General features: G+C 59.3%; 17 protein-coding genes. 9 read left to right on the top strand and 8 right to left on the bottom strand.

Going from position 1 to position 19196, the window contains the following annotated elements:
- Positions 1–185 precede the first annotated feature (185 nt).
- A complete protein-coding gene (locus EAH74_RS13275; RefSeq protein WP_140679002.1) occupies positions 186–5093 on the top strand; it encodes an NAD-glutamate dehydrogenase in 4908 nt (1635 codons plus the stop codon).
- A 159-nt stretch (positions 5094–5252) separates the two neighbouring features.
- Here EAH74_RS13275 and EAH74_RS13270 read toward each other — a convergent pair whose 3' ends face one another.
- From EAH74_RS13270 to EAH74_RS13255, 4 genes are all read right to left on the bottom strand, one after another.
- Positions 5253–5963: an ATPase gene (locus EAH74_RS13270; RefSeq protein WP_140679000.1), complete on the bottom strand. Its 711-nt coding sequence runs from the start codon at positions 5961–5963 to the stop codon at positions 5253–5255.
- Positions 5964–6191: 228 nt separating this feature from the next.
- On the bottom strand, positions 6192–6608 hold the full coding sequence (locus tag EAH74_RS13265; RefSeq protein WP_140678998.1) for a cupin domain-containing protein: 417 nt from the start codon (positions 6606–6608) through the stop codon (positions 6192–6194).
- Between the two features lie 188 nt (positions 6609–6796).
- Complete coding sequence (locus tag EAH74_RS13260; protein ID WP_008150809.1) at positions 6797–7090, bottom strand: putative quinol monooxygenase; 294 nt, start codon at positions 7088–7090, stop codon at positions 6797–6799.
- 123 nt (positions 7091–7213) lie between these two features.
- The gene (locus EAH74_RS13255; protein ID WP_140678996.1) at positions 7214–8647 is read right to left on the bottom strand and encodes a PLP-dependent aminotransferase family protein; all 1434 of its coding nucleotides are present in this window, start codon (positions 8645–8647) and stop codon (positions 7214–7216) included.
- Positions 8648–8854: 207 nt separating this feature from the next.
- Between EAH74_RS13255 and EAH74_RS13250 the strand changes: the two genes are divergently transcribed.
- The 3 genes from EAH74_RS13250 (at position 8855) to EAH74_RS13240 (ending at position 10934) form a co-directional block, all read left to right on the top strand.
- A complete protein-coding gene (locus EAH74_RS13250; RefSeq protein ID WP_140678994.1) occupies positions 8855–9295 on the top strand; it encodes a carboxymuconolactone decarboxylase family protein in 441 nt (146 codons plus the stop codon).
- Positions 9296–9382: 87 nt separating this feature from the next.
- A complete protein-coding gene (locus tag EAH74_RS13245) occupies positions 9383–10375 on the top strand; it encodes a LysR family transcriptional regulator (protein ID WP_140678992.1) in 993 nt (330 codons plus the stop codon).
- 37 nt (positions 10376–10412) lie between these two features.
- Positions 10413–10934, top strand: a complete 522-nt coding sequence (locus tag EAH74_RS13240; RefSeq protein WP_140678990.1) for a GNAT family N-acetyltransferase — start codon at positions 10413–10415, stop codon at positions 10932–10934.
- A gap of 1 nt (position 10935) precedes the next feature.
- Here the strand turns inward: EAH74_RS13240 and EAH74_RS13235 are convergent, their stop codons facing one another.
- Positions 10936–11628 carry an aspartate/glutamate racemase family protein gene (locus EAH74_RS13235; protein ID WP_140678989.1) on the bottom strand — a complete coding sequence of 231 codons (693 nt, stop codon included), beginning with the start codon at positions 11626–11628 and terminating at the stop codon, positions 10936–10938.
- Positions 11629–11721: 93 nt separating this feature from the next.
- Between EAH74_RS13235 and EAH74_RS13230 the strand changes: the two genes are divergently transcribed.
- Both EAH74_RS13230 and EAH74_RS13225 read left to right on the top strand, forming a co-directional pair.
- Entirely contained in the window at positions 11722–12498 is a 777-nt protein-coding gene (locus tag EAH74_RS13230) for an AraC family transcriptional regulator (RefSeq protein WP_140678987.1), read from the top strand.
- A 69-nt stretch (positions 12499–12567) separates the two neighbouring features.
- Positions 12568–13062 carry a hypothetical protein gene (locus tag EAH74_RS13225; RefSeq protein ID WP_046046933.1) on the top strand — a complete coding sequence of 165 codons (495 nt, stop codon included), beginning with the start codon at positions 12568–12570 and terminating at the stop codon, positions 13060–13062.
- Positions 13063–13190: 128 nt separating this feature from the next.
- Here EAH74_RS13225 and EAH74_RS13220 read toward each other — a convergent pair whose 3' ends face one another.
- The gene (locus EAH74_RS13220; protein WP_140678985.1) at positions 13191–13412 is read right to left on the bottom strand and encodes a cbb3-type cytochrome c oxidase subunit 3; all 222 of its coding nucleotides are present in this window, start codon (positions 13410–13412) and stop codon (positions 13191–13193) included.
- Between the two features lie 15 nt (positions 13413–13427).
- Positions 13428–14855, bottom strand: a complete 1428-nt coding sequence (ccoN, locus tag EAH74_RS13215; protein WP_140678983.1) for a cytochrome-c oxidase, cbb3-type subunit I — start codon at positions 14853–14855, stop codon at positions 13428–13430.
- 388 nt (positions 14856–15243) lie between these two features.
- Between ccoN and EAH74_RS13205 the strand changes: the two genes are divergently transcribed.
- Together EAH74_RS13205 and EAH74_RS13200 are read left to right on the top strand one after the other, a co-directional pair.
- Positions 15244–16917: a nitrite/sulfite reductase gene (locus tag EAH74_RS13205; protein ID WP_140678981.1), complete on the top strand. Its 1674-nt coding sequence runs from the start codon at positions 15244–15246 to the stop codon at positions 16915–16917.
- Positions 16914–17396 carry a DUF934 domain-containing protein gene (locus EAH74_RS13200; RefSeq protein ID WP_140678980.1) on the top strand — a complete coding sequence of 161 codons (483 nt, stop codon included), beginning with the start codon at positions 16914–16916 and terminating at the stop codon, positions 17394–17396. The genes EAH74_RS13205 and EAH74_RS13200 overlap by 4 nt, the downstream gene beginning before the upstream one ends.
- A gap of 50 nt (positions 17397–17446) precedes the next feature.
- On the opposite strand, the gene EAH74_RS13195 is transcribed toward EAH74_RS13200, so the two are convergent.
- Entirely contained in the window at positions 17447–17998 is a 552-nt protein-coding gene (locus EAH74_RS13195; RefSeq protein ID WP_240050505.1) for a hypothetical protein, read from the bottom strand.
- 212 nt (positions 17999–18210) lie between these two features.
- Here EAH74_RS13195 and EAH74_RS13190 point away from each other — a divergent pair, with 212 nt between their 5' ends.
- Entirely contained in the window at positions 18211–19179 is a 969-nt protein-coding gene (locus tag EAH74_RS13190) for a hypothetical protein (RefSeq protein WP_140678979.1), read from the top strand.
- Positions 19180–19196: the final 17 nt, after the last annotated feature.

The following is a 19196-nucleotide window of genomic DNA, read 5'->3' as shown; positions in this document are numbered from 1 at the left end:
TGCCCAGTCGTTTTTGCAGATGCCCATTCATGGAAGGTGAATGTGACCTGAGTGTCTCGTCCAGCTTCACCCACCTGTCATCCTGTTTCCTCTGCCCGAGAATCAGGAACAGGGTGACGGATTACCCCGAAAGGGGTTTGCACGCGACGCTTCCATCAATAACAAGCCCAAGCGGAGTACCACAGATGGCGTTCTTCACCGCAGCCAGCAAAGCCGACTTCCAGCACCAACTGCAAGCGGCACTGGCCCAGCACATCAGTGAACAGGCACTGCCACAAGTGGCGCTGTTCGCGGAACAATTTTTCGGCATCATTTCCCTGGACGAGCTGACCCAGCGTCGGTTGTCCGACCTCGCCGGCTGTACCCTTTCTGCGTGGCGCCTGCTTGAGCGCTTCGATCACGCGCAACCGCAAGTGCGCGTCTACAACCCCGATTACGAACGCCACGGCTGGCAGTCGACCCACACCGCGGTCGAAGTGCTGCACCACGACCTGCCGTTTCTGGTGGACTCGGTACGCACCGAGCTGAACCGTCGCGGCTACAGCATTCACACCCTGCAAACCACTGTGCTGAGCGTGCGTCGCGGCAGCAAGGGCGAGCTGCTGGAAATCCTGCCGAAAGGCACCCAGGGCGACGACGTACTGCAAGAGTCGTTGATGTACCTGGAAATCGACCGTTGCGCTAACTCGGCCGAACTGAATGTCCTGAGCAAGGAACTGGAACAGGTTCTCGGTGAAGTCCGCGTTGCGGTCGCCGATTTCGAACCGATGAAAGCCAAGGTCCAGGAAATCCTCACCGGCCTGGACAACAGCCAGTTCGCTGTCGATCCGGAAGAAAAAGCCGAAATCAAAAGCTTCCTGGAATGGCTGGTGGGCAACCACTTCACCTTCCTGGGCTATGAAGAATTCGTGGTTCGCGATGAAGCCGACGGCGGCCACATCGTCTACGACCAGGATTCCTTCCTCGGCCTGACCAAATTGCTGCGCACCGGCCTGACCTACGATGACCTGCGCATCGAAGACTACGCCGTGAACTACCTGCGCGAACCGACCCTGCTGTCGTTCGCCAAGGCTGCGCACCCAAGCCGTGTACACCGTCCGGCTTACCCGGATTACGTGTCGATCCGTGAAATCGACGCCGACGGCAACGTCATCAAGGAATGCCGTTTCATGGGCCTGTACACCTCCTCGGTGTATGGCGAGAGCGTGCGGGTCATCCCGTACATCCGTCGCAAGGTCGAAGAAATCGAACGCCGTTCCGGCTTCCAGGCCAAGGCTCACTTGGGCAAGGAACTGGCTCAGGTGGTTGAAGTGCTGCCCCGCGACGACCTGTTCCAGACCCCGGTGGACGAGCTGTTCACCACCGTGATGTCGATCGTGCAGATCCAGGAACGCAACAAGATTCGCGTGTTCCTGCGCAAAGACCCGTATGGTCGTTTCTGCTACTGCTTGGCCTACGTGCCGCGCGACATCTACTCCACCGAAGTGCGCCAGAAGATCCAGCAAGTGCTGATGGATCGCCTGAAAGCCTCGGACTGCGAGTTCTGGACCTTCTTCTCCGAGTCCGTGCTGGCCCGCGTGCAACTTATTCTGCGCGTCGATCCGAAGAACCGTCTGGACATCGACCCGGTTCTGCTGGAAAAAGAAGTGGTACAGGCCTGCCGCAGCTGGCAGGACGACTACGCGAGCCTGGTCGTCGAAAGCTTCGGCGAAGCCCACGGCACCAACGTGTTGGCCGACTTTCCGAAAGGCTTCCCGGCCGGTTACCGCGAGCGTTTCGCCGCGCATTCGGCTGTGGTCGACATGCAGCACCTGCTGAGCCTGAAAGAATCCAATCCGCTGGTGATGAGCTTCTATCAGCCACTGGGTCAGGTCTCCGGTCAGCGCGAGCTGCACTGCAAGCTGTATCACGCTGATACCCCGCTGGCGTTGTCCGACGTGTTGCCGATCCTGGAAAACCTCGGCCTGCGCGTGCTGGGTGAATTCCCGTATCGCCTGCGTCACAACAATGGCCGCGAGTTCTGGATTCACGACTTTGCGTTCACCGCCGCTGAAGGCCTGGAACTCGACATCCAGCAACTCAACGACACCTTGCAGGACGCGTTCGTCCACATCGTGCGCGGCGATGCCGAGAACGATGCGTTCAACCGCCTGGTGCTGACCGCCGGCCTGCCATGGCGCGATGTCGCGCTGCTGCGCGCCTACGCCCGTTACATGAAGCAGATTCGCCTGGGCTTCGACCTGGGTTACATCGCCAGCACCCTGAACAACCACACCGATATCGCTCGCGAGTTGACCCGGTTGTTCAAAACCCGTTTCTACCTGGCCCGCAAGCTCGGTACTGACGATCTGGAAGACAAGCAGCAACGCCTGGAACACGCGATTCTGAGCGCACTGGACGACGTCCAGGTGTTGAACGAAGACCGGATCCTGCGTCGCTACCTGGACCTGATCAAGGCCACCCTGCGGACCAACTTCTACCAGACCGATTCCCACGGTCAGAACAAGTCCTACTTCAGCTTCAAGTTCAACCCGCACCAGATTCCAGAGCTGCCGAAGCCAGTACCGAAGTTCGAAATCTTCGTTTACTCGCCACGCGTCGAAGGTGTGCACCTGCGCTTCGGCAACGTTGCTCGCGGTGGTCTGCGCTGGTCTGATCGTGAAGAAGACTACCGCACTGAAGTCCTGGGCCTGGTAAAAGCCCAGCAAGTGAAGAACTCGGTCATCGTGCCGGTTGGCGCGAAGGGCGGCTTCCTGCCGCGTCGCCTGCCACTGGGTGGCGGTCGAGACGAGATCGCGGCCGAGGGCATCGCCTGCTACCGCATCTTCATCTCGGGCCTGTTGGACATCACCGACAACCTGAAAGACGGCGCGCTGGTACCGCCGGTCAACGTCGTGCGTCATGACGACGATGACCCGTACCTGGTGGTTGCTGCGGACAAGGGCACTGCAACCTTCTCCGACATCGCCAACGGTATCGCCATCGACTACGGCTTCTGGCTCGGCGATGCGTTCGCATCGGGCGGCTCGGCCGGTTACGACCACAAGAAAATGGGCATCACCGCCAAGGGCGCGTGGGTTGGCGTTCAACGTCACTTTCGCGAACGCGGCATCAATGTCCAGGAAGACAACATCACTGTGGTCGGCGTCGGCGACATGGCCGGTGACGTGTTCGGTAACGGCTTGTTGATGTCCGACAAGCTGCAACTGGTCGCAGCGTTCAACCACTTGCACATCTTCATTGACCCGAACCCGGAGCCGGCCAACAGCTTCGCCGAGCGTCAGCGCCTGTTCGACCTGCCGCGTTCGGCCTGGTCGGACTACGACACCAGCATCATGTCCGAAGGCGGCGGGATCTTCTCCCGTAGCGCGAAAAGCATCGCGATTTCCCCGCAGATGAAAGAGCGCTTCGACATTCAGGCTGACAAGCTGACCCCGACCGAACTGCTGAATGCCTTGCTCAAGGCACCGGTGGATCTGTTGTGGAACGGCGGTATCGGTACTTACGTCAAAGCCAGCAGCGAAAGCCACGCCGATGTCGGCGACAAGGCCAACGATGCACTGCGCGTGAACGGCAACGAACTGCGCTGCAAAGTCGTGGGCGAGGGCGGTAACCTCGGTATGACCCAGCTGGGTCGTGTCGAATTCGGCCTCAATGGCGGCGGTTCCAACACCGACTTCATCGACAACGCCGGTGGTGTGGACTGCTCCGACCACGAAGTAAACATCAAGATCCTGCTGAACGAAGTGGTTCATGCCGGTGACATGACCGACAAGCAACGTAACCAGTTGCTGGCGAGCATGACCGACGAAGTCGGCAACCTGGTGCTTGGCAACAACTACAAGCAGACCCAGGCCCTGTCCCTGGCGGCACGCCGTGCTTTCGTGCGGATTGCCGAATACAAACGTCTGATGAACGATCTGGAAGGCCGCGGCAAGCTGGATCGCGCCATCGAGTTCCTGCCGTCTGAAGAAGCGATCAACGAGCGCCTCGCGGAAGGCCATGGCCTGACCCGTGCAGAGCTGTCGGTGCTGATCTCCTACAGCAAGATCGACCTCAAGGAAGCGCTGCTCAATTCTCAGGTGCCGGACGACGATTACCTGACGCGCGACATGGAAACCGCTTTCCCGCCGACCCTGGTGAGCAAGTTCTCCGACGCCATGCGCCGTCACCGTCTGAAGCGTGAGATCGTCAGCACCCAGATCGCCAACGATCTGGTCAACCACATGGGCATCACCTTCGTTCAACGACTCAAAGAGTCGACCGGCATGAGCCCGGCGAACGTGGCCGGTGCTTACGTGATCGTGCGTGACATCTTCCACCTCCCGCACTGGTTCCGTCAGATCGAAGCCCTGGACTACCAGGTTTCCGCCGACGTACAACTGGAGCTGATGGACGAGCTGATGCGTCTGGGCCGTCGCGCTACGCGCTGGTTCCTGCGCAGCCGTCGCAACGAGCAGAATGCTGCCCGTGACGTCGCGCACTTCGGTCCACATCTGGCAGCGCTGGGCCTCAAGCTCGACGAATTGCTGGAAGGCCCGACCCGCGAAGGCTGGCAGACCCGTTATCAGGCGTACGTTGCGGCTGGCGTTCCTGAGTTGCTGGCGCGCATGGTTGCAGGCACCACTCACCTGTACACCTTGCTGCCGATCATCGAAGCGTCCGACGTGACCGGTCAGAACGCAGCCGACGTGGCGAAGGCTTACTTCGCCGTGGGCAGCGCGCTGGACATCACCTGGTACTTGCAACAGATCAGCGCTCTGCCGGTTGAAAACAACTGGCAGGCCCTGGCCCGTGAAGCGTTCCGCGATGACGTCGACTGGCAACAACGTGCGATCACCATCTCCGTCCTGCAACAGGGCGACGGCACCCAGGACGTGGAAACCCGTCTGGAGCTGTGGATGGAAGAGCACGAAGGGATGATCGAACGCTGGCGCGCCATGCTGGTAGAAATCCGTGCCGCCAGCGGCACTGATTACGCCATGTATGCGGTGGCCAACCGTGAGTTGCTGGATCTGGCGTTGAGCGGTCAAGCGGTAGTGCCAGTCACTGCCTCTAGCATTGCCAGCGCTGAGTTGGAGCCGGCTGCCTGATCAGGCGCTGAATGAAGAAGCCCCGCATTGAGAAATGTGGGGCTTTTTTTTGTGTTGTTTTTGTGGTGTCTGATAGGGCCCTATCGCGAGCAAGCTCGCTCCCACATTGATCGCGTATAACCTGTGGGAGCGAGCTTGCTCGCGATGGGGCCATTCGCCTTAATACAACTTCTGACCTGTTGGGTTATCGATCATCGACACTTTATCTGTCGGTCTGGTCAATAAATTACTGAGCGACTGGTCAAACTTTTGCAAGGCCCTGACTTGCACGTTCTGTTGTTCGTTTATATCGGCAACTATCTCTTCGCTGCGTTTATAGTCTGCCCATAACGGACTCAGTTCTTTAGCGTCATGCCCTTGCGCAGTGCCGATGTAGTTGAAATGGGTATCGTAGAAAGCGGCGCTGACATTCGCGCTGATATCCGAACTGCGCGACGTCATCAGTTGACTGCGCGTATCGACAACGGCGACCACGTCCGGTTTAGCGGCCCTGAGACTTTGCATGTCCGGGTACACCGTCACCGAGCCAAACTGACGTTGCAAGGATGCTTTGACCCAGTCCACCGCCAGGTCCGGTTTGGAGGTGGCGACGTAGGCGTCGTGAATCGACTGCACCAGCAGGCTCTGGCCGAAACCGGTGCCGGCGTTGGCCTGGTAATCCTGAAGGTAGGCGCGGTTGGTCTGAGTGTTGCGGCTATAGACGATGCCCAGGGAAACGTTGCTGCCATGGGTGACATGCGTGGCACTGCTGCGGCCGACCGGCTCGGTGAAAATGCCGTCGAGCGAAGAAACAGCCTTCGGTGCAGTGGGTATTGAACAACCCGTTAAAAGAACCGTCATCGACAAGGTACTGACAAGTGCAAGTTTCATGGTGTTTCTCCAGTGAAACAACTTGAGTCGGAAAGTTAATAGGCCGGACGTGGTCGGCGGTAATTCCAGACTAAACCTGTCGTTGCTGAATGAAACAGCCAATCTCTGTACTTGTCAGGCAGCCAATAGTTTTGTTTGGTTTAAAAGGTTGCGGTTAATTGCGCCGGGAAATAAAAAGGCCTGAATGCTTAATTCGGGCCTGTTTATTTATGGCTGGCGCAACAGCTATCAGTTTTCCAAAGGGATCAATACTTTTTCGTCGGGCGCTAACACCATAAACACCAACAGTTTGGCGGGTTTGGTGGTACTGGCATTTTTCGAGACTAAATGCTCCGAACCGGCCGGTTCGTACCAGTATTCACCGGCCTTGTAAGTGATCGCCTTTTCCCCTTTGACCTGGGAGATGATTTCTCCCGAAATGACGTAAGCCATGGCCGTGCCCTCGTGCTTGTGGGCGATGGACGATTGGCCGGGTTTGTAATCGACTTCGATCATCAGCGCTTTTTTACCCGGTGCGTTTTTCAACATCTGGTCCTGCAACACGGTGACCTTTTCCGAAGGCGCGGCTTCGTGGGCGAATGCCGCGGCGGAAACGGTCAGGGCGAGGGCGGCGAGGGGCGCAGCACAGTAGCGGAAGGCTTTCATGGGTATCACCTGCTTGGTTAGTCGTCAGGGACCACAGTAAGTCTCGGCCAAGGCCAATCAAACAGCCAATTTTCGTGAAGGCGAGGGGACCAATCATGGGCGTTGAAAAAACAAGATCGCCGCCTCCAGCCACTCCTGCAGGGGTACCCATTGCCCTGTAGGAGTGGCCGAAGGCGGCGACCTAATTTTTAAACGATAGGAAAGCTGTTGAAGTCGACGCTGTTGGCCAGGCGGCTGTCGATCAGGCCGATAAAGCCTTGGACTTCAGGGCAGTTGAAATGCATTTGCATGGCCGCTTCCGATTGCCAGCGAGCGCTGACCGTCCAGCGGTTGTCGTCCTCGGGGCAGCGGTCGACCATATAGGAGTCACAGCCCGGTAGTTCGCGCAGGGTGTCGACAATCTTTTGCAGTTGCTTGCCCAGTTCGTCCGAGCGGCCGGCGGCGGCCTGCACCTTAACGGTATTGATCACTTCGTTGGACATTGCTCACACTCCTGAATCAGGCCGGACGAATCCTGCTCATTGAGAGATAACGCTTATGCAGGATAGGCCTGCATCCCCGGACCACCAATAGCCAATCGCGGAATAAAAACGCAGACCAATCCGTCAGGCAACCTGCTGCAAAATGTCCCGCAGGCGGTCCAGGGCAATGTCGATGTCCAGGGTTTCAATGGCGCCAAAACCCAGGAAAAGCCCGGCCTGCGGCGCTTGCTGATAAAAAAAGCTGTCGATGGGATACACCCCGACTTCGACCTTTTTTGCAAGTGTGATCACCAATGGAATATCGATAGACACTTTGCACATAACCACCATGTGGAACCCGGCGGTGGTCGGGACAGCCTCGAGCCACGGTGAAAGATCGCCGGCCATGCGCTCGAGGATCCGCTCACGACGCCCGGCATAGATCGTATGGCAGCGCCGGATGTGCTTGAGCAGACAGCCTTCGGCGATGAACTTGGCCAGCGCCCATTGGGGCAGGGTGGACGTGTGCAGGTCGGTGAGCTGCTTCGCGCGAATGACCGCTTCGAGTATTGCCGGCGGCAGGATCGCATAACCCAGGCGCAGCTCCGGCAGCAGGGTTTTCGAAAAGGTCCCGACGTAGGCGACGATGCCGCGTTCGTCCATGCTTTGCAGCGAGTCGGTAGGCCGGCCCTCGTAGCGGAATTCGCTGTCGTAATCGTCCTCGATGATGATCGCGCCCAACTCATGGGCTCGCTCCAGCAGCGCCATCCGGCGCGCCTGGCTCATCGGCATGCCGAGCGGGAACTGGTGGGACGGCGTGACGTAAATCAGGCGGGTGCCAAGGGGGATCTTGTCCACCTGAATGCCTTCGGCATCCACCGGGACGCCGATCACTGTGGCGCCGTGGGTACCGAACAACAGGCGTGCGGGCGGATAGCCGGGGTCTTCCATGGCGACAATGCTGCCAGGACGTGTGAGCACCCGGGAGATCAGGTCCAGCGCCTGTTGCGCGCCGTTGCACACCACCACGTCTTCGTCCTGGCAATTGACCCCGCGAGAAAACGCGATGTGCCGGGCGATGGCGTTGCGCAGTGCCGGCAGGCCTTCGGGCAGGCTGTAGAAGCCCTTGGATGCAGCGATTTGGCGTAAGGCATGAGCGGTGCAGCGCCGCCAGTCATCCTGGGGAAACTGGCCCTTGCTGGTGGCGCCGCCGATGAAGTCATAGCGTAACGAGCCTTCCAGCGTCGGATGGCGCAGGAACACCGGGAGGTTGCGCCAGGACTCGATGACCTCGGCACTGGCCAATTCCGAATGGCTCTGTTTACGAGTGATTTTCGCCGGTCGGGCGTTGACATAGGTGCCTTTGCCAATGACCCCGGTGAGGAAGTTTTCGTAGGTCAGTTGCGTGTAGGTGTCGGAAATGGTCTTGCGCGAAATGCCCAATTGTTCTGCCAGCAAACGACTGGGCGGTAGTTGCGTCCCGGCTGCCAGACGGCCGGATTCGATGGCGCTGCGCAGTTGGTTATACAACTGGCCTGCCAGGTCCTTGCGGCCGTTGATGACAACGTGAAGTTCCATACCGGCGAGGCTCCTGGGGCGATTGAGGCGCGTGTGCGTCGGGCCAGATTACCCGCATGAGCGCCTGCGCAAAAGTTGCGTGGGCGAAAAACCTCCGATTGGTCTGGTGCCTGAGTGGTCCACGGGTATTTCGCAGAATTGGATCTGTAACGCCTGCGTATCAACGCCTACCTTGGGGGGCACACATTCGATCCACGAGGTCACTCCATGAACGCCCGCCTGGATTACTACAGCGCATCGCCCAAGGCGATGAAAGCGATGATTGCCATGGAGGCCTTGACTAGCAACCTCAGCATCGAGCCGGCCTTGCTGCACTTGATCAAAATCCGTGCGTCGCAACTCAATGGCTGCGCTTTCTGCACCGACATGCACTCGGTGGATGCCCGGCGCTTGGGCGAGACTGACCGTCGGTTGTATTCGATCGTGGTCTGGCGCGACAGCGGCTTCTTCAATGCGCGAGAACGCGCGGCGCTGGCCTGGACCGAAGCCGTCACCTTGCTCTCTGAAAACCATGTGCCGGACGAGGTCTACGCGCAGGCCCGGGAGCAGTTCAACGAAGGCGAGATGGTCGACCTGACCATCGTCGTCACCACCATCAACAGCTGGAATCGCCTGGCAGTGAGTTTCCGGCAAACCCCCGGAGGCTGAATCGATTTTCCGCCCAGAGCGTCACATCAGGTTCATAAACACTGCGCAGGATGAGACCTTCAAGGACAGGTCGACAGGGAGTCAGCGATGCGATTCATGGAAACCACAGGTCGTCAGCGAGTTGCCGAGTACCGCTCGCCCGTAGAAAAAACCTCATCCTGGCGCACGCTGGCGGCAGGGATCGATCCGGTGCTGGCGCAGTCTTTTCGGGTCAGTGCCCGTTGCGGCTGTTTCATGCAGGCAGCCCGCAGTCTCAACATCAAGGCCACCCAGCTGCGCAAACAATTGGCGCAGCTTGAAGCGCAACTGCAGTGTTCGCTATTCAGCCATTCAGAGAATGGCGTTGCCCTCAGTCGTGACGGATTGCAGCTGCAATCGCAGTTGATTGCACTGGCCCATGAGCGCGATTTGCCGGTGATCGAACAGCCGTTGATTCGCCTGGCCGTCGCCGAATCGATCCTGCATGACATTCTCGGTCGCGATCTGGTTGCCTTGTTGCGGCGCAACGCCAGCGTGCGCCTGGACATCATCACCCTGGACAGCGAGCTCTCCCTGCAAGCGGTCAGTGCCGATGTGGTGCTGTGGCTGGCCGGCACCGATTCACCGCTGCCCGGCCCGAGTTTTGCTGTCAGCGAGCCCCGGCGTCTGGCGCGGCTCGACTATCTGCCCCACATCGCCAAACGTTATTCACGGGTCGCGTCCCGCCCTGACAGCCTCGATGACCTGGCGGATTTCCTGCTGGTGCAATGGCAGCATGACCGTCAGGTCGACTGTTTTCGGCCGTGGAATACCCTCGTGGACCAGCGCCTGGCCGGGGTGGTGCAGTTGCATTCCTATGAGCTGATGCTGGAGATGATCCGTTGTAGCGCCTGCATTGGCCTGTTGCCCCGATACATCAGCCGCTTTGATCGCGGCCTGATTGAATTGCCGGGGTTGTTCAGTCAACCGATGCAGCGCGAGGTGTGGATGGCGGTCAATGCGCAGTCCGAGGGTTCAGCGCAGGTGCAGATGATCGTCGAGCTGATTCAGAACACCTTCAATGAACGGCGGGAGTGGTTCGAACAACCTTCAGCGGTATAGAGTGGGCGGCCATGTCTGTCTCAAGGATGAATCACCCATGCCCGGCACTGACGCTGTCATTTCCCTCGAACGTTTCAACGAGTCGCACATCGACGGCATTACCGCGCTCTACAACGACCCGGCCATTACCCGGCAGGTGCTGCAAATGCCATTTCAGTCACCCGAAGTCTGGCGCAAACGCCTGGAGTCGGACAACGAGCGTGTGGTGCAGCTGGTGGCGCTGCATCAAGGGACGGTCATCGGCAATATTGGCCTGGAGCAGTTTTCACGGATCCGCCGCAGCCATGCCGGCAATCTGGGCATGGGCGTCGCGACGGCGTGGCAGGGCAAGGGCGTCGGCTCGAAGCTGTTGGCGGCGGCGCTGGACATCGCCGACAACTGGATGAACCTGCAACGGCTCGAGCTTTCGGTGTACGCCGACAACGAAGCTGCCATCGGGCTTTATCGCAAGTTCGGCTTCGACACCGAAGGGCTGTTTCGCGACTATGCCGTGCGTGATGGTGGATGGGTCGATGCCTTGAGCATGGCGCGCCTGCGTCGCACGCCCAAGGCCGGTTGAGTCACTCGCCCAAGGCGAACGCCACCGCCGCCTGCGCATGCAGTTCGGTGGTGTCGAGCAAGGGCAGGGCGCTGTGCTCGGGTTTGATCAGCAGGCCGATTTCCGTGCAGCCGAGGATGATCGCCTGGGCACCACGTTGGGTCAGCGATTCGATCACCTGCTGATACACCTTGCGCGACGCCTCGCTGATCACCCCGACGCACAACTCGTCATAGATGATCCGGTGGACGGCCTGACGTTCATCGGCATCCGGCACCAAAACGGTCAGCCCCATCGACGTCAGGCGTTCCTTGAGGAAGTCCTGCTCCATGGTGAACGCTGTGCCGAGCAATCCAATCCTCAGCGCGCCAGCCTCAACGGCAGCCTGACCCGCCGGGTCGGCGATGTGCAGAAACGGAATACTGATCGCTGCCTGAATCTGCCCCGCCACCTTGTGCATGGTGTTGGTGCACAACACCACGCAATCGGCGCCACCCGCCTGCAGCCGTTGGGCTGCGTCCACCAGAATCGCCGCCGCATCGTCCCAGCGCCCGGCGTGCTGGGCCTGTTCGACAGGGCCAAAGTCGACGCTGTACATTAGCAATTTCGCCGAACGCAACGGCCCGAGCCGGTCGCGCACCTGCTGGTTAATGAGACGGTAATACTCGGCGCTGGACTCCCAGCTCATGCCGCCGATAAGGCCGATGGTGCGCATGTCGTGCTCCTGTTGATGGCAACCCTTTGTTCGAGCATGCCCTTATTTGAGAGTACCCGTGGCCCTTCATCGCGATCTATCAGGAAATTTCACATGCCAGCGGCGCTGAGCCAGGATCTGTTGGGTGGCAGACTGTTCCTGCAGCTTTTGCCCCGTGCTGCTTACAGCGCGCGTGACCCTGTGCAGTGGCAAACCCTTGGGGTAACACTGGAACGTCAACAAGGTGTGCACGCCATCGATTCGGATCACCGGGTGGATTTCGATACCTTGCCTGGCGTGCTGGCTTACACCCCGGTCGGCGTGGACGTGTTTTCCGAATCGGCCAGTGGTGGCGAATACCTGCTGATGCGTCTGGAGGAGCCGTTGGCCGATCAGCATTTACCTGCGGTTGACCACCGTGTGCAGTCTTCAGGCAATCGACGTGCTCTGATGCTGGGCCGGGAACTGCGGCGTCTGTTGCTCGCTCCGCAACCGGACAGGTTGGCGCTTGAGCAAAGGGCGGTGGAATTCGTTGGTTTGATGAACCCGAAGGCCAGTACTGCGCAACGTGTCACGCCCAGGGTCTTCACCCGAGTGCTGGACCAGATCGCCGAGCAGTTCCACGAGCCCCTGACCCTTGAACAATTGGCCGCCACCTACGGGCAAAACGAGCTGCGCTTTCTGCGCGACTTCACCCGCACCATCGGCCTGACACCCCACGCTTACCTCGTTGAAGTGCGGCTTCAGGCGGCACGCCGGATGATCGAACACACCGACCTGTCCCTGGCCGACATCGCCCTGGACGCCGGCTTCGCCCATCAGTCCCACATGGGCAGTGCCTTTCGCAAATACCTGGACATGACCCCCAGCCAATACCGTTCACGCTTTTAGTCGTACGCCGGCAGCGCGCATCTGCCATGCTCAAAGTCCGCAGCACCGCTTCAACAAAGGAACACCGCAATGGACGACGTACAGCAACTGGGTGAGATGCTTCGCCATTACGCAGAAAGCGAAGCGCACAAGAAGCAACTGTTCGAGTCGCAATCGGCCGTGTGGGCGACGCGCATTGGTGAACTGTTCGATCAGATCCAGCAATGGCTGGAACCGGTCCAGGCGCCGAATCTGCTGGAGGTGAGCCGCGAGGCCTATGTGGCCTCGGGGCCGAGTGTGCCGGTCGAAACGTCGACCTTCAAGACCGAGAAGCTGTCCATTGTGATCGCCGGTAAACCGGTGGAATTTGTGCCGGATGTGATGGGTGCCGGGGGGCAGATTTCACTGGCCGTGATGGGCCTGACAGCCGCGCGGTACGGCAGCATTTCGCTGGTGTGCCTGCCGCCGTCCAGCAGTTGGCAATGGCGCAAGACCAATGGCTTGAAAGACCCGGATACCTTTGCCTTTGATGCGAACTTTTTGGCGCAGCAGTTGCAGAGCTTGATCCCCCGCGAGCGTAGCTGAACCCTCTGACCTGACACATACCCTGTGGGAGCGAGCCTGCTCGCGATGAGGCCATAACATCCAACATCCATGTTGACTGTTACACCGCCATCGCGAGCAAGCTCGCTCCCACATTGATTGGCGTGGCGTCAGATTTCCAGGTTGCCCCAGCCAGGTTTCACCTCTTCCGGCGCTACCGCCTTCACGGTCTTGCCCGTCGCCAACTCCACCCGTCGCGCCACCTCCGGGTCATCGGCAAACGGAATCAGACTGGCTTCATCCAGACTCTCCGCCGTCTGGTGTTTCAGGCAGTATTCAACCGCCAGCCAAAGCCCCACAACGCCCAACACATTCAGCACGACCTCAATCATCTCAAGCCCCCTGCCTCAGGCAATCTGCGCTTCGCGGTGGGCCATTTCGACGTCCGCAACCCGCACCGTGCGCCAGACGTTGTAAGCCATCAGCAACATGCCGCTGAGGAAGAACACACCGCCGGCGAAGCGCACCACGAACCCTGGATGACTGGCCTGCAAGGCTTCGACGAAGGAGTAGGTCAGCGTGCCGTCGTCGTTGATCGCACGCCACATCAAGCCCTGGGTGATGCCGTTGACCCACATCGAGGCGATGTACAGCACCGTGCCGATGGTCGCCAGCCAGAAGTGCAGGTTGATCAGCGGTGTGCTGTACATCTGTAAACGTCCGAAGACTTTCGGGATCATGTGGTACAGCGAGCCGAAGGTGATCATCGCCACCCAACCGAGGGCGCCGGCGTGAACGTGGCCGATGGTCCAGTCGGTGTAGTGGGAGAGGGCGTTGACCGTCTTGATCGCCATCATCGGTCCTTCGAAGGTCGACATCCCGTAGAAGGCCAGGGACAACACCAAAAAACGCAGGATCGGGTCGGTGCGCAATTTATGCCAGGCGCCCGAGAGCGTCATCATGCCGTTGATCATCCCGCCCCAGCTCGGTGCCAGCAGGATCAGCGACATCGCCATGCCGAGCGACTGCGCCCAGTCCGGTAGCGCGGTGTAATGCAAGTGGTGCGGGCCGGCCCAGATGTACAGGGTAATCAGCGCCCAGAAATGCACGATCGACAACCGATAGGAATACACCGGCCGTCCGACCTGTTTCGGCACGAAGTAATACATCATCCCGAGGAACCCGGTGGTCAGGAAGAAACCCACCGCGTTGTGCCCGTACCACCACTGCACCATGGCGTCGGTCGCCCCGGAATACACCGGATAGGACTTGAACCAGTCCACCGGAATCGCCAGGTGATTGACCACGTGCAGCATGGCGATGACCACGATGAACGCGCCGAAGAACCAGTTGCCGACGTAGATGTGTTTAGTCTTGCGTCGCACCACGGTGGTGAAAAACACAATCGCATAAGCGACCCAGACCACCGTCATCCACACTGCGCCGGAGAATTCGATCTCGGCGTATTCCTTGGTGGTGGTGTAGCCCAGTGGCAGGGTGATCAACATCACCACGATTACTGACTGCCAGCCCCAAAAAGTGAATGCCGCGAGCTTGTCCGAAAACAACCGCACCTGGCAGGTGCGCTGCACCGCGTAGTAACTGGCGGCGAATTGCGCGCTGCCGGCAAAGCCGAAAATCACCAGGCTGGTGTGCAGCGGGCGCAAGCGGCCGAAGGTGGTCCATGGCAGGTCGAGGTTCATCTGCGGCCACACCAGTTGCGAGGCGATCCACACCCCCATCGCCATCCCCACGACACCCCAAACCACGGTTGCCACGACGAATTGACGGACGACCTTGTAGTTATAGGCCTGTCCGATTGTTGCTGTGCTCATGGTCAATGCTTCCACGGTTGCAAAGTCTTGCCAGGCCACCCGGACTGGCATGTCATGCACTGTAGAAACCCTGCCGGAAACAAAACAGGCTCAGAAAAACCGAGTTTATGCGGATCAGATAAAGCGAATGCCTGCGGTGATCAGCCGCAGTCTGATACGGTTTTTTAGTGTTTAGCTGAATCTGTAACGTGCTGCGCCGCAGGTCCATAGTCGCCTCAAGAAAACGGGTCATAGAGCTTCAAGCTCACTGAAGTCCCTGTGGGAGCGAGCCTGCTCGCGAAGGCGTCGGATCAGTCAGCATCAATGTTGAATGTGCCGCCGTCTTCGCGAGCAGGCTCGCTCCCACAGGGGTTGTGCAGAGCCCGATCAATCCTGATGAGGTAGCCACATGTATCAGTACGATGACTATGACCGGGCCCTGGTCTTTGAGCGGGTCGCGCAGTTTCGCGATCAGGTCGAACGCTTCATGGCGGATGAGTTGAGCGAAGAAGAATTCCTGCCGCTGCGTTTGCAAAACGGCCTGTACATGCAAAAACACGCCTACATGCTGCGCGTGGCGATTCCTTACGGCACGTTAAGCGCGCCGCAAATGCGCACGCTGGCGAGCATCGCCCGGGATTACGACCGTGGCTACGGCCACTTCACCACCCGGCAGAACATGCAGTTCAACTGGATCGAACTGGCCCAGGTGCCGGACATTCTCGAACGTCTGGCACACGTGGAAATGCACGCGATCCAGACCTCCGGCAACTGCGTACGCAACATCACCACCGAAGCCTTTGCCGGGGTGGCAGCGGATGAAATGATCGACCCGCGGCCCCTGGCGGAAATTCTGCGGCAGTGGTCGACCATCAACCCGGAATTTCTGTTCCTGCCGCGTAAATTCAAGATCGCGATCTGCTCGGCGGAACAGGACCGGGCGGCGATCATGATGCATGACATCGGCCTCTATCTTTACCCGGGACCCGACGGACAGATGTTGCTGCGGGTCATCGTCGGCGGCGGGTTGGGGCGCACGCCGATCCTCGGTTTGCAGATCCGCGAAGGGTTGCCGTGGCAGCACCTGCTGTCCTACGTCGAGGCGGTGCTGCGCGTCTATAACCGACATGGCCGGCGCGACAACAAGTACAAGGCGCGGATCAAGATTCTGGTCAAGGCGCTGGGCATCGAAGCCTTTGCCCGGGAAGTGGAGGAGGAGTGGCAGTACCTCAAGGACGGCCCGGCGCAGTTGACCGACGTCGAGTATGAGCGCGTGGCCAGTGCCTTTGTGCCACCGGACTACCAAGTTCTGGCTGATGCCGACCTCGATTTCGGCACACGTCTTTCCGAAAACCCGGCCTTCGCCCGTTGGGTGTCGCGCAACGTTCAGCCACACAAAGTGCCGGGCTACGCCAGTGTGGTGCTGTCGACCAAACCGGGCATTGCCTCGCCGCCGGGTGATGTCACGGCCGAGCAGATGGAGGCGGTGGCCGACTGGTCCGAGCAGTTCGGTTTTGGCGAAATTCGCATCGCCCATGAACAGAACATTGTGTTGCCCGACGTGCCCAAGGCTGATCTCTACTCGCTCTGGTGCCTGGCCTGCGAACAGGGCCTGGGCTGCGCCAACATCGGTTTGCTGACCGACATCATCGCCTGCCCTGGCGGCGACTTCTGCGCGCTGGCCAATGCCAAGTCGATCCCCATCGCGCAAGCCATTCAGGCACGCTTCGAAGACCTCGACTATCTGCATGATCTGGGCGACATCAGCCTGAACATTTCCGGCTGCATGAACGCCTGCGGCCACCACCACATCGGCAACATTGGCATTCTGGGGGTCGATAAGAACGGCAGCGAGTGGTACCAGATCACCCTCGGCGGTGCTCAGGGCAAGAACAGTGCGTTGGGCAAAGTCATCGGCCCGTCCTTCAGCGCCGCCGAAGTGCCCGGGGTGATCGAGCAGATCATCGCCACGTTCGTCAATTATCGCGAGAGCGAGGAAGTGTTCGTCGACACCTTGCAGCGCATCGGTCTGGAACCGTTCAAAGAGCAGGTCTATCCGAAGCTGCTGGAGGTGTCGGCATGAACAATTTGCTGCGGCTGGAGGAGGGTGTGGCGCGGATTGTCGCTGATGATCCCTGGACCCTGGTCAGGGATGTCAACGATGAATGGCCGGCGGGTGCAGTGATTCTGCCGTTGGCCCGTTGGCTTGAAGGTCCACCGCAAAAGGGCGTGTGGTTGGGGCCGGACGATGAGGTGGAAAGCCTAAAGCCGTGGTTTTCACACCTGCCGCTGATTGCCCTGGATTTTCCGAGTTTCCGTGATGGTCGCGGTTACAGTCAGGCGTACTTGTTGCGCACCCGATTGGGCTGGACGGGCGAGTTGCGCGCCGTCGGCGATGTACTGCGCGATCAACTCAGCCACATGCGTCAATGCGGATTCGACAGCTTCGCGGTGCGCGAGGACAAGTCCGCCGAAGATGCGCTCAAGGGGCTGGCGGGGATGAGCGTGTTGTATGGGCGTTCGGTGATTGAGCCGCGGCCGTTGTTTCGACGGCGTCAGTAGAACGCCGGTGAGGAGGGCGCATCCTGTAGAGCAGGATGCGCCGAGTGCTGTCAGTTGATGCGGACCAGAGCCGCTCGATCGCTTGGAGAAAGCTGATCAATTTCGAGCAGTGTCAGGCTTTTTGGCGGTTCACCAGGCAGTGGGTTGCCGAGATTGCCCGCAGCGTCGGCGGGAAGTTTGTACATCGCGCCAGTGAGTGGATCGACAACGAGCATGCCAATCAACCCACCGAGCAACAGATTGCCCCAGTACCAGCCACTCATGCTGGTTTCCAGCGTAGCGCTGGTATCGGCATAACCTTCTTTCTTAAAGGTGATGGTGTAGGCCTCACCTTTGAAGTAGCCACGACCTGAAGGCAGGGTAACGGTATTGGGCGTGGAACCGTTATGAACGACGACTCCGTCCTTGTTCTTGATGGTGAAGTCGGCACCGCTTGGAGTGCTCGATACGTTCACTGGGTATTTGCTGTCGCCAACAATGCTTGCACAGCCCGAAGTCAGCAGGGTGGCGGTCAGGGCTGAAACGGTGAACAGCGTGCGGAGAGCTTTCATTGATGATCCTTGAGACCGGGATTTGCCGTCATTGGCCGAGGTACGCTTCATGTCGCCTCGTTGTGAATATTGGGGGCTGACTGCCCGGCGCGGACTCTAGCGCTAATGGCAGTGCGCCATCATCCGGAATTTAAATAAATCCGGCTTTGCCGCACGCCGAGGGAAATGTTGTGTGGTGGCGCAAGGCATTTGTACTTGGGTCGATGATGGCACTTTGGTAGAGTCCGCACCTCATAAGGAAGTCGTACCAAAAGGAGTCTGGTTTGAGTGTGGGCAAGAAAATTCTAGGGTTAACCGCGTTTCTGCTGATGTTGACCCTGTGGGGCGCTTACTTTTATGTGTTCCAGGAGAACCGCGGCGGTCAGTTGGGGGGCGCGTTCGACAGTTATGCCTGGTGCGGCACGCCACCGGCCGCGGATGCGCTGTCGCTGGGCAAGGATCAGCTGACCCTGCGCATTACCAACAATCTGCGTGGCGAGTTCCTGCTTAGCGGCGCGGTGATTGTTTCCGAACGTACCTTCAATCGCTATGACCTGGGCCGTAACGAGCTGCGCCTGCGCCTGGAACCGCTGCAATGGTCCTACGGCGCCACGCCGATTTTCCTCGAACAGGTCAGGATCAAACCCCTGAGCCGTAACCTCGCCTCCGACAACAAAAGCGCCTACGCGGAGCTCGAGCCGCGACCGATTGGCGTGCAGGGGCGCGCCACCGAGTTTCCCTTCGACACCTACCGCTATGGCTACAAACCGGTGCTGTATTACCTCAAGGGCAATGAGCGCATCGACTTGCGCTTTCGCCACATCACCACGGTGATGGAGATGTCGAACACCTTTACGCCCATTCAGAAGTTCAACCGGGTCGAGTACATCAACGAGAAAAACTCGCTGGTTCGCGACGAGGATTACAAGCCTTACGCCGCCAACGAATGCGCGTTCAGCGTCGAGCGCAAGGGCTCGTTCAAGGTGATTGTATTGCTGTTGCTGCTGGTGATTTGCCTGCCGTTGATGCACGTGTTTTATCGCGACGAGCCCGGCATCGATTTTCTCGCCACGCTGGTGAGTATCGGGGCGATCCGCGTGTTTCTGGTGGGGCCGTTGCAGGACTTTCAGCTGTACAACATTGACTTCCTGTTTGGCGCGGCGATTTTACTGGTGGGGACGGTATCGTTGATCAAGGCGATGCGGGCGAATAGTCGGCGGGAGTTGGCACTCAAAAGCGGTTCGTCCTGGTGATTCCACGGTCTATGTAG

This window comes from Pseudomonas mandelii (genome assembly GCF_006438925.1).
In the GTDB taxonomy this organism is placed as follows: Bacteria; Pseudomonadota; Gammaproteobacteria; order Pseudomonadales; family Pseudomonadaceae; genus Aquipseudomonas; species Aquipseudomonas mandelii_C.
Note: the sequence above shows the minus strand (reverse complement) of the source record. Positions and strands in the feature narration are given on the sequence as shown.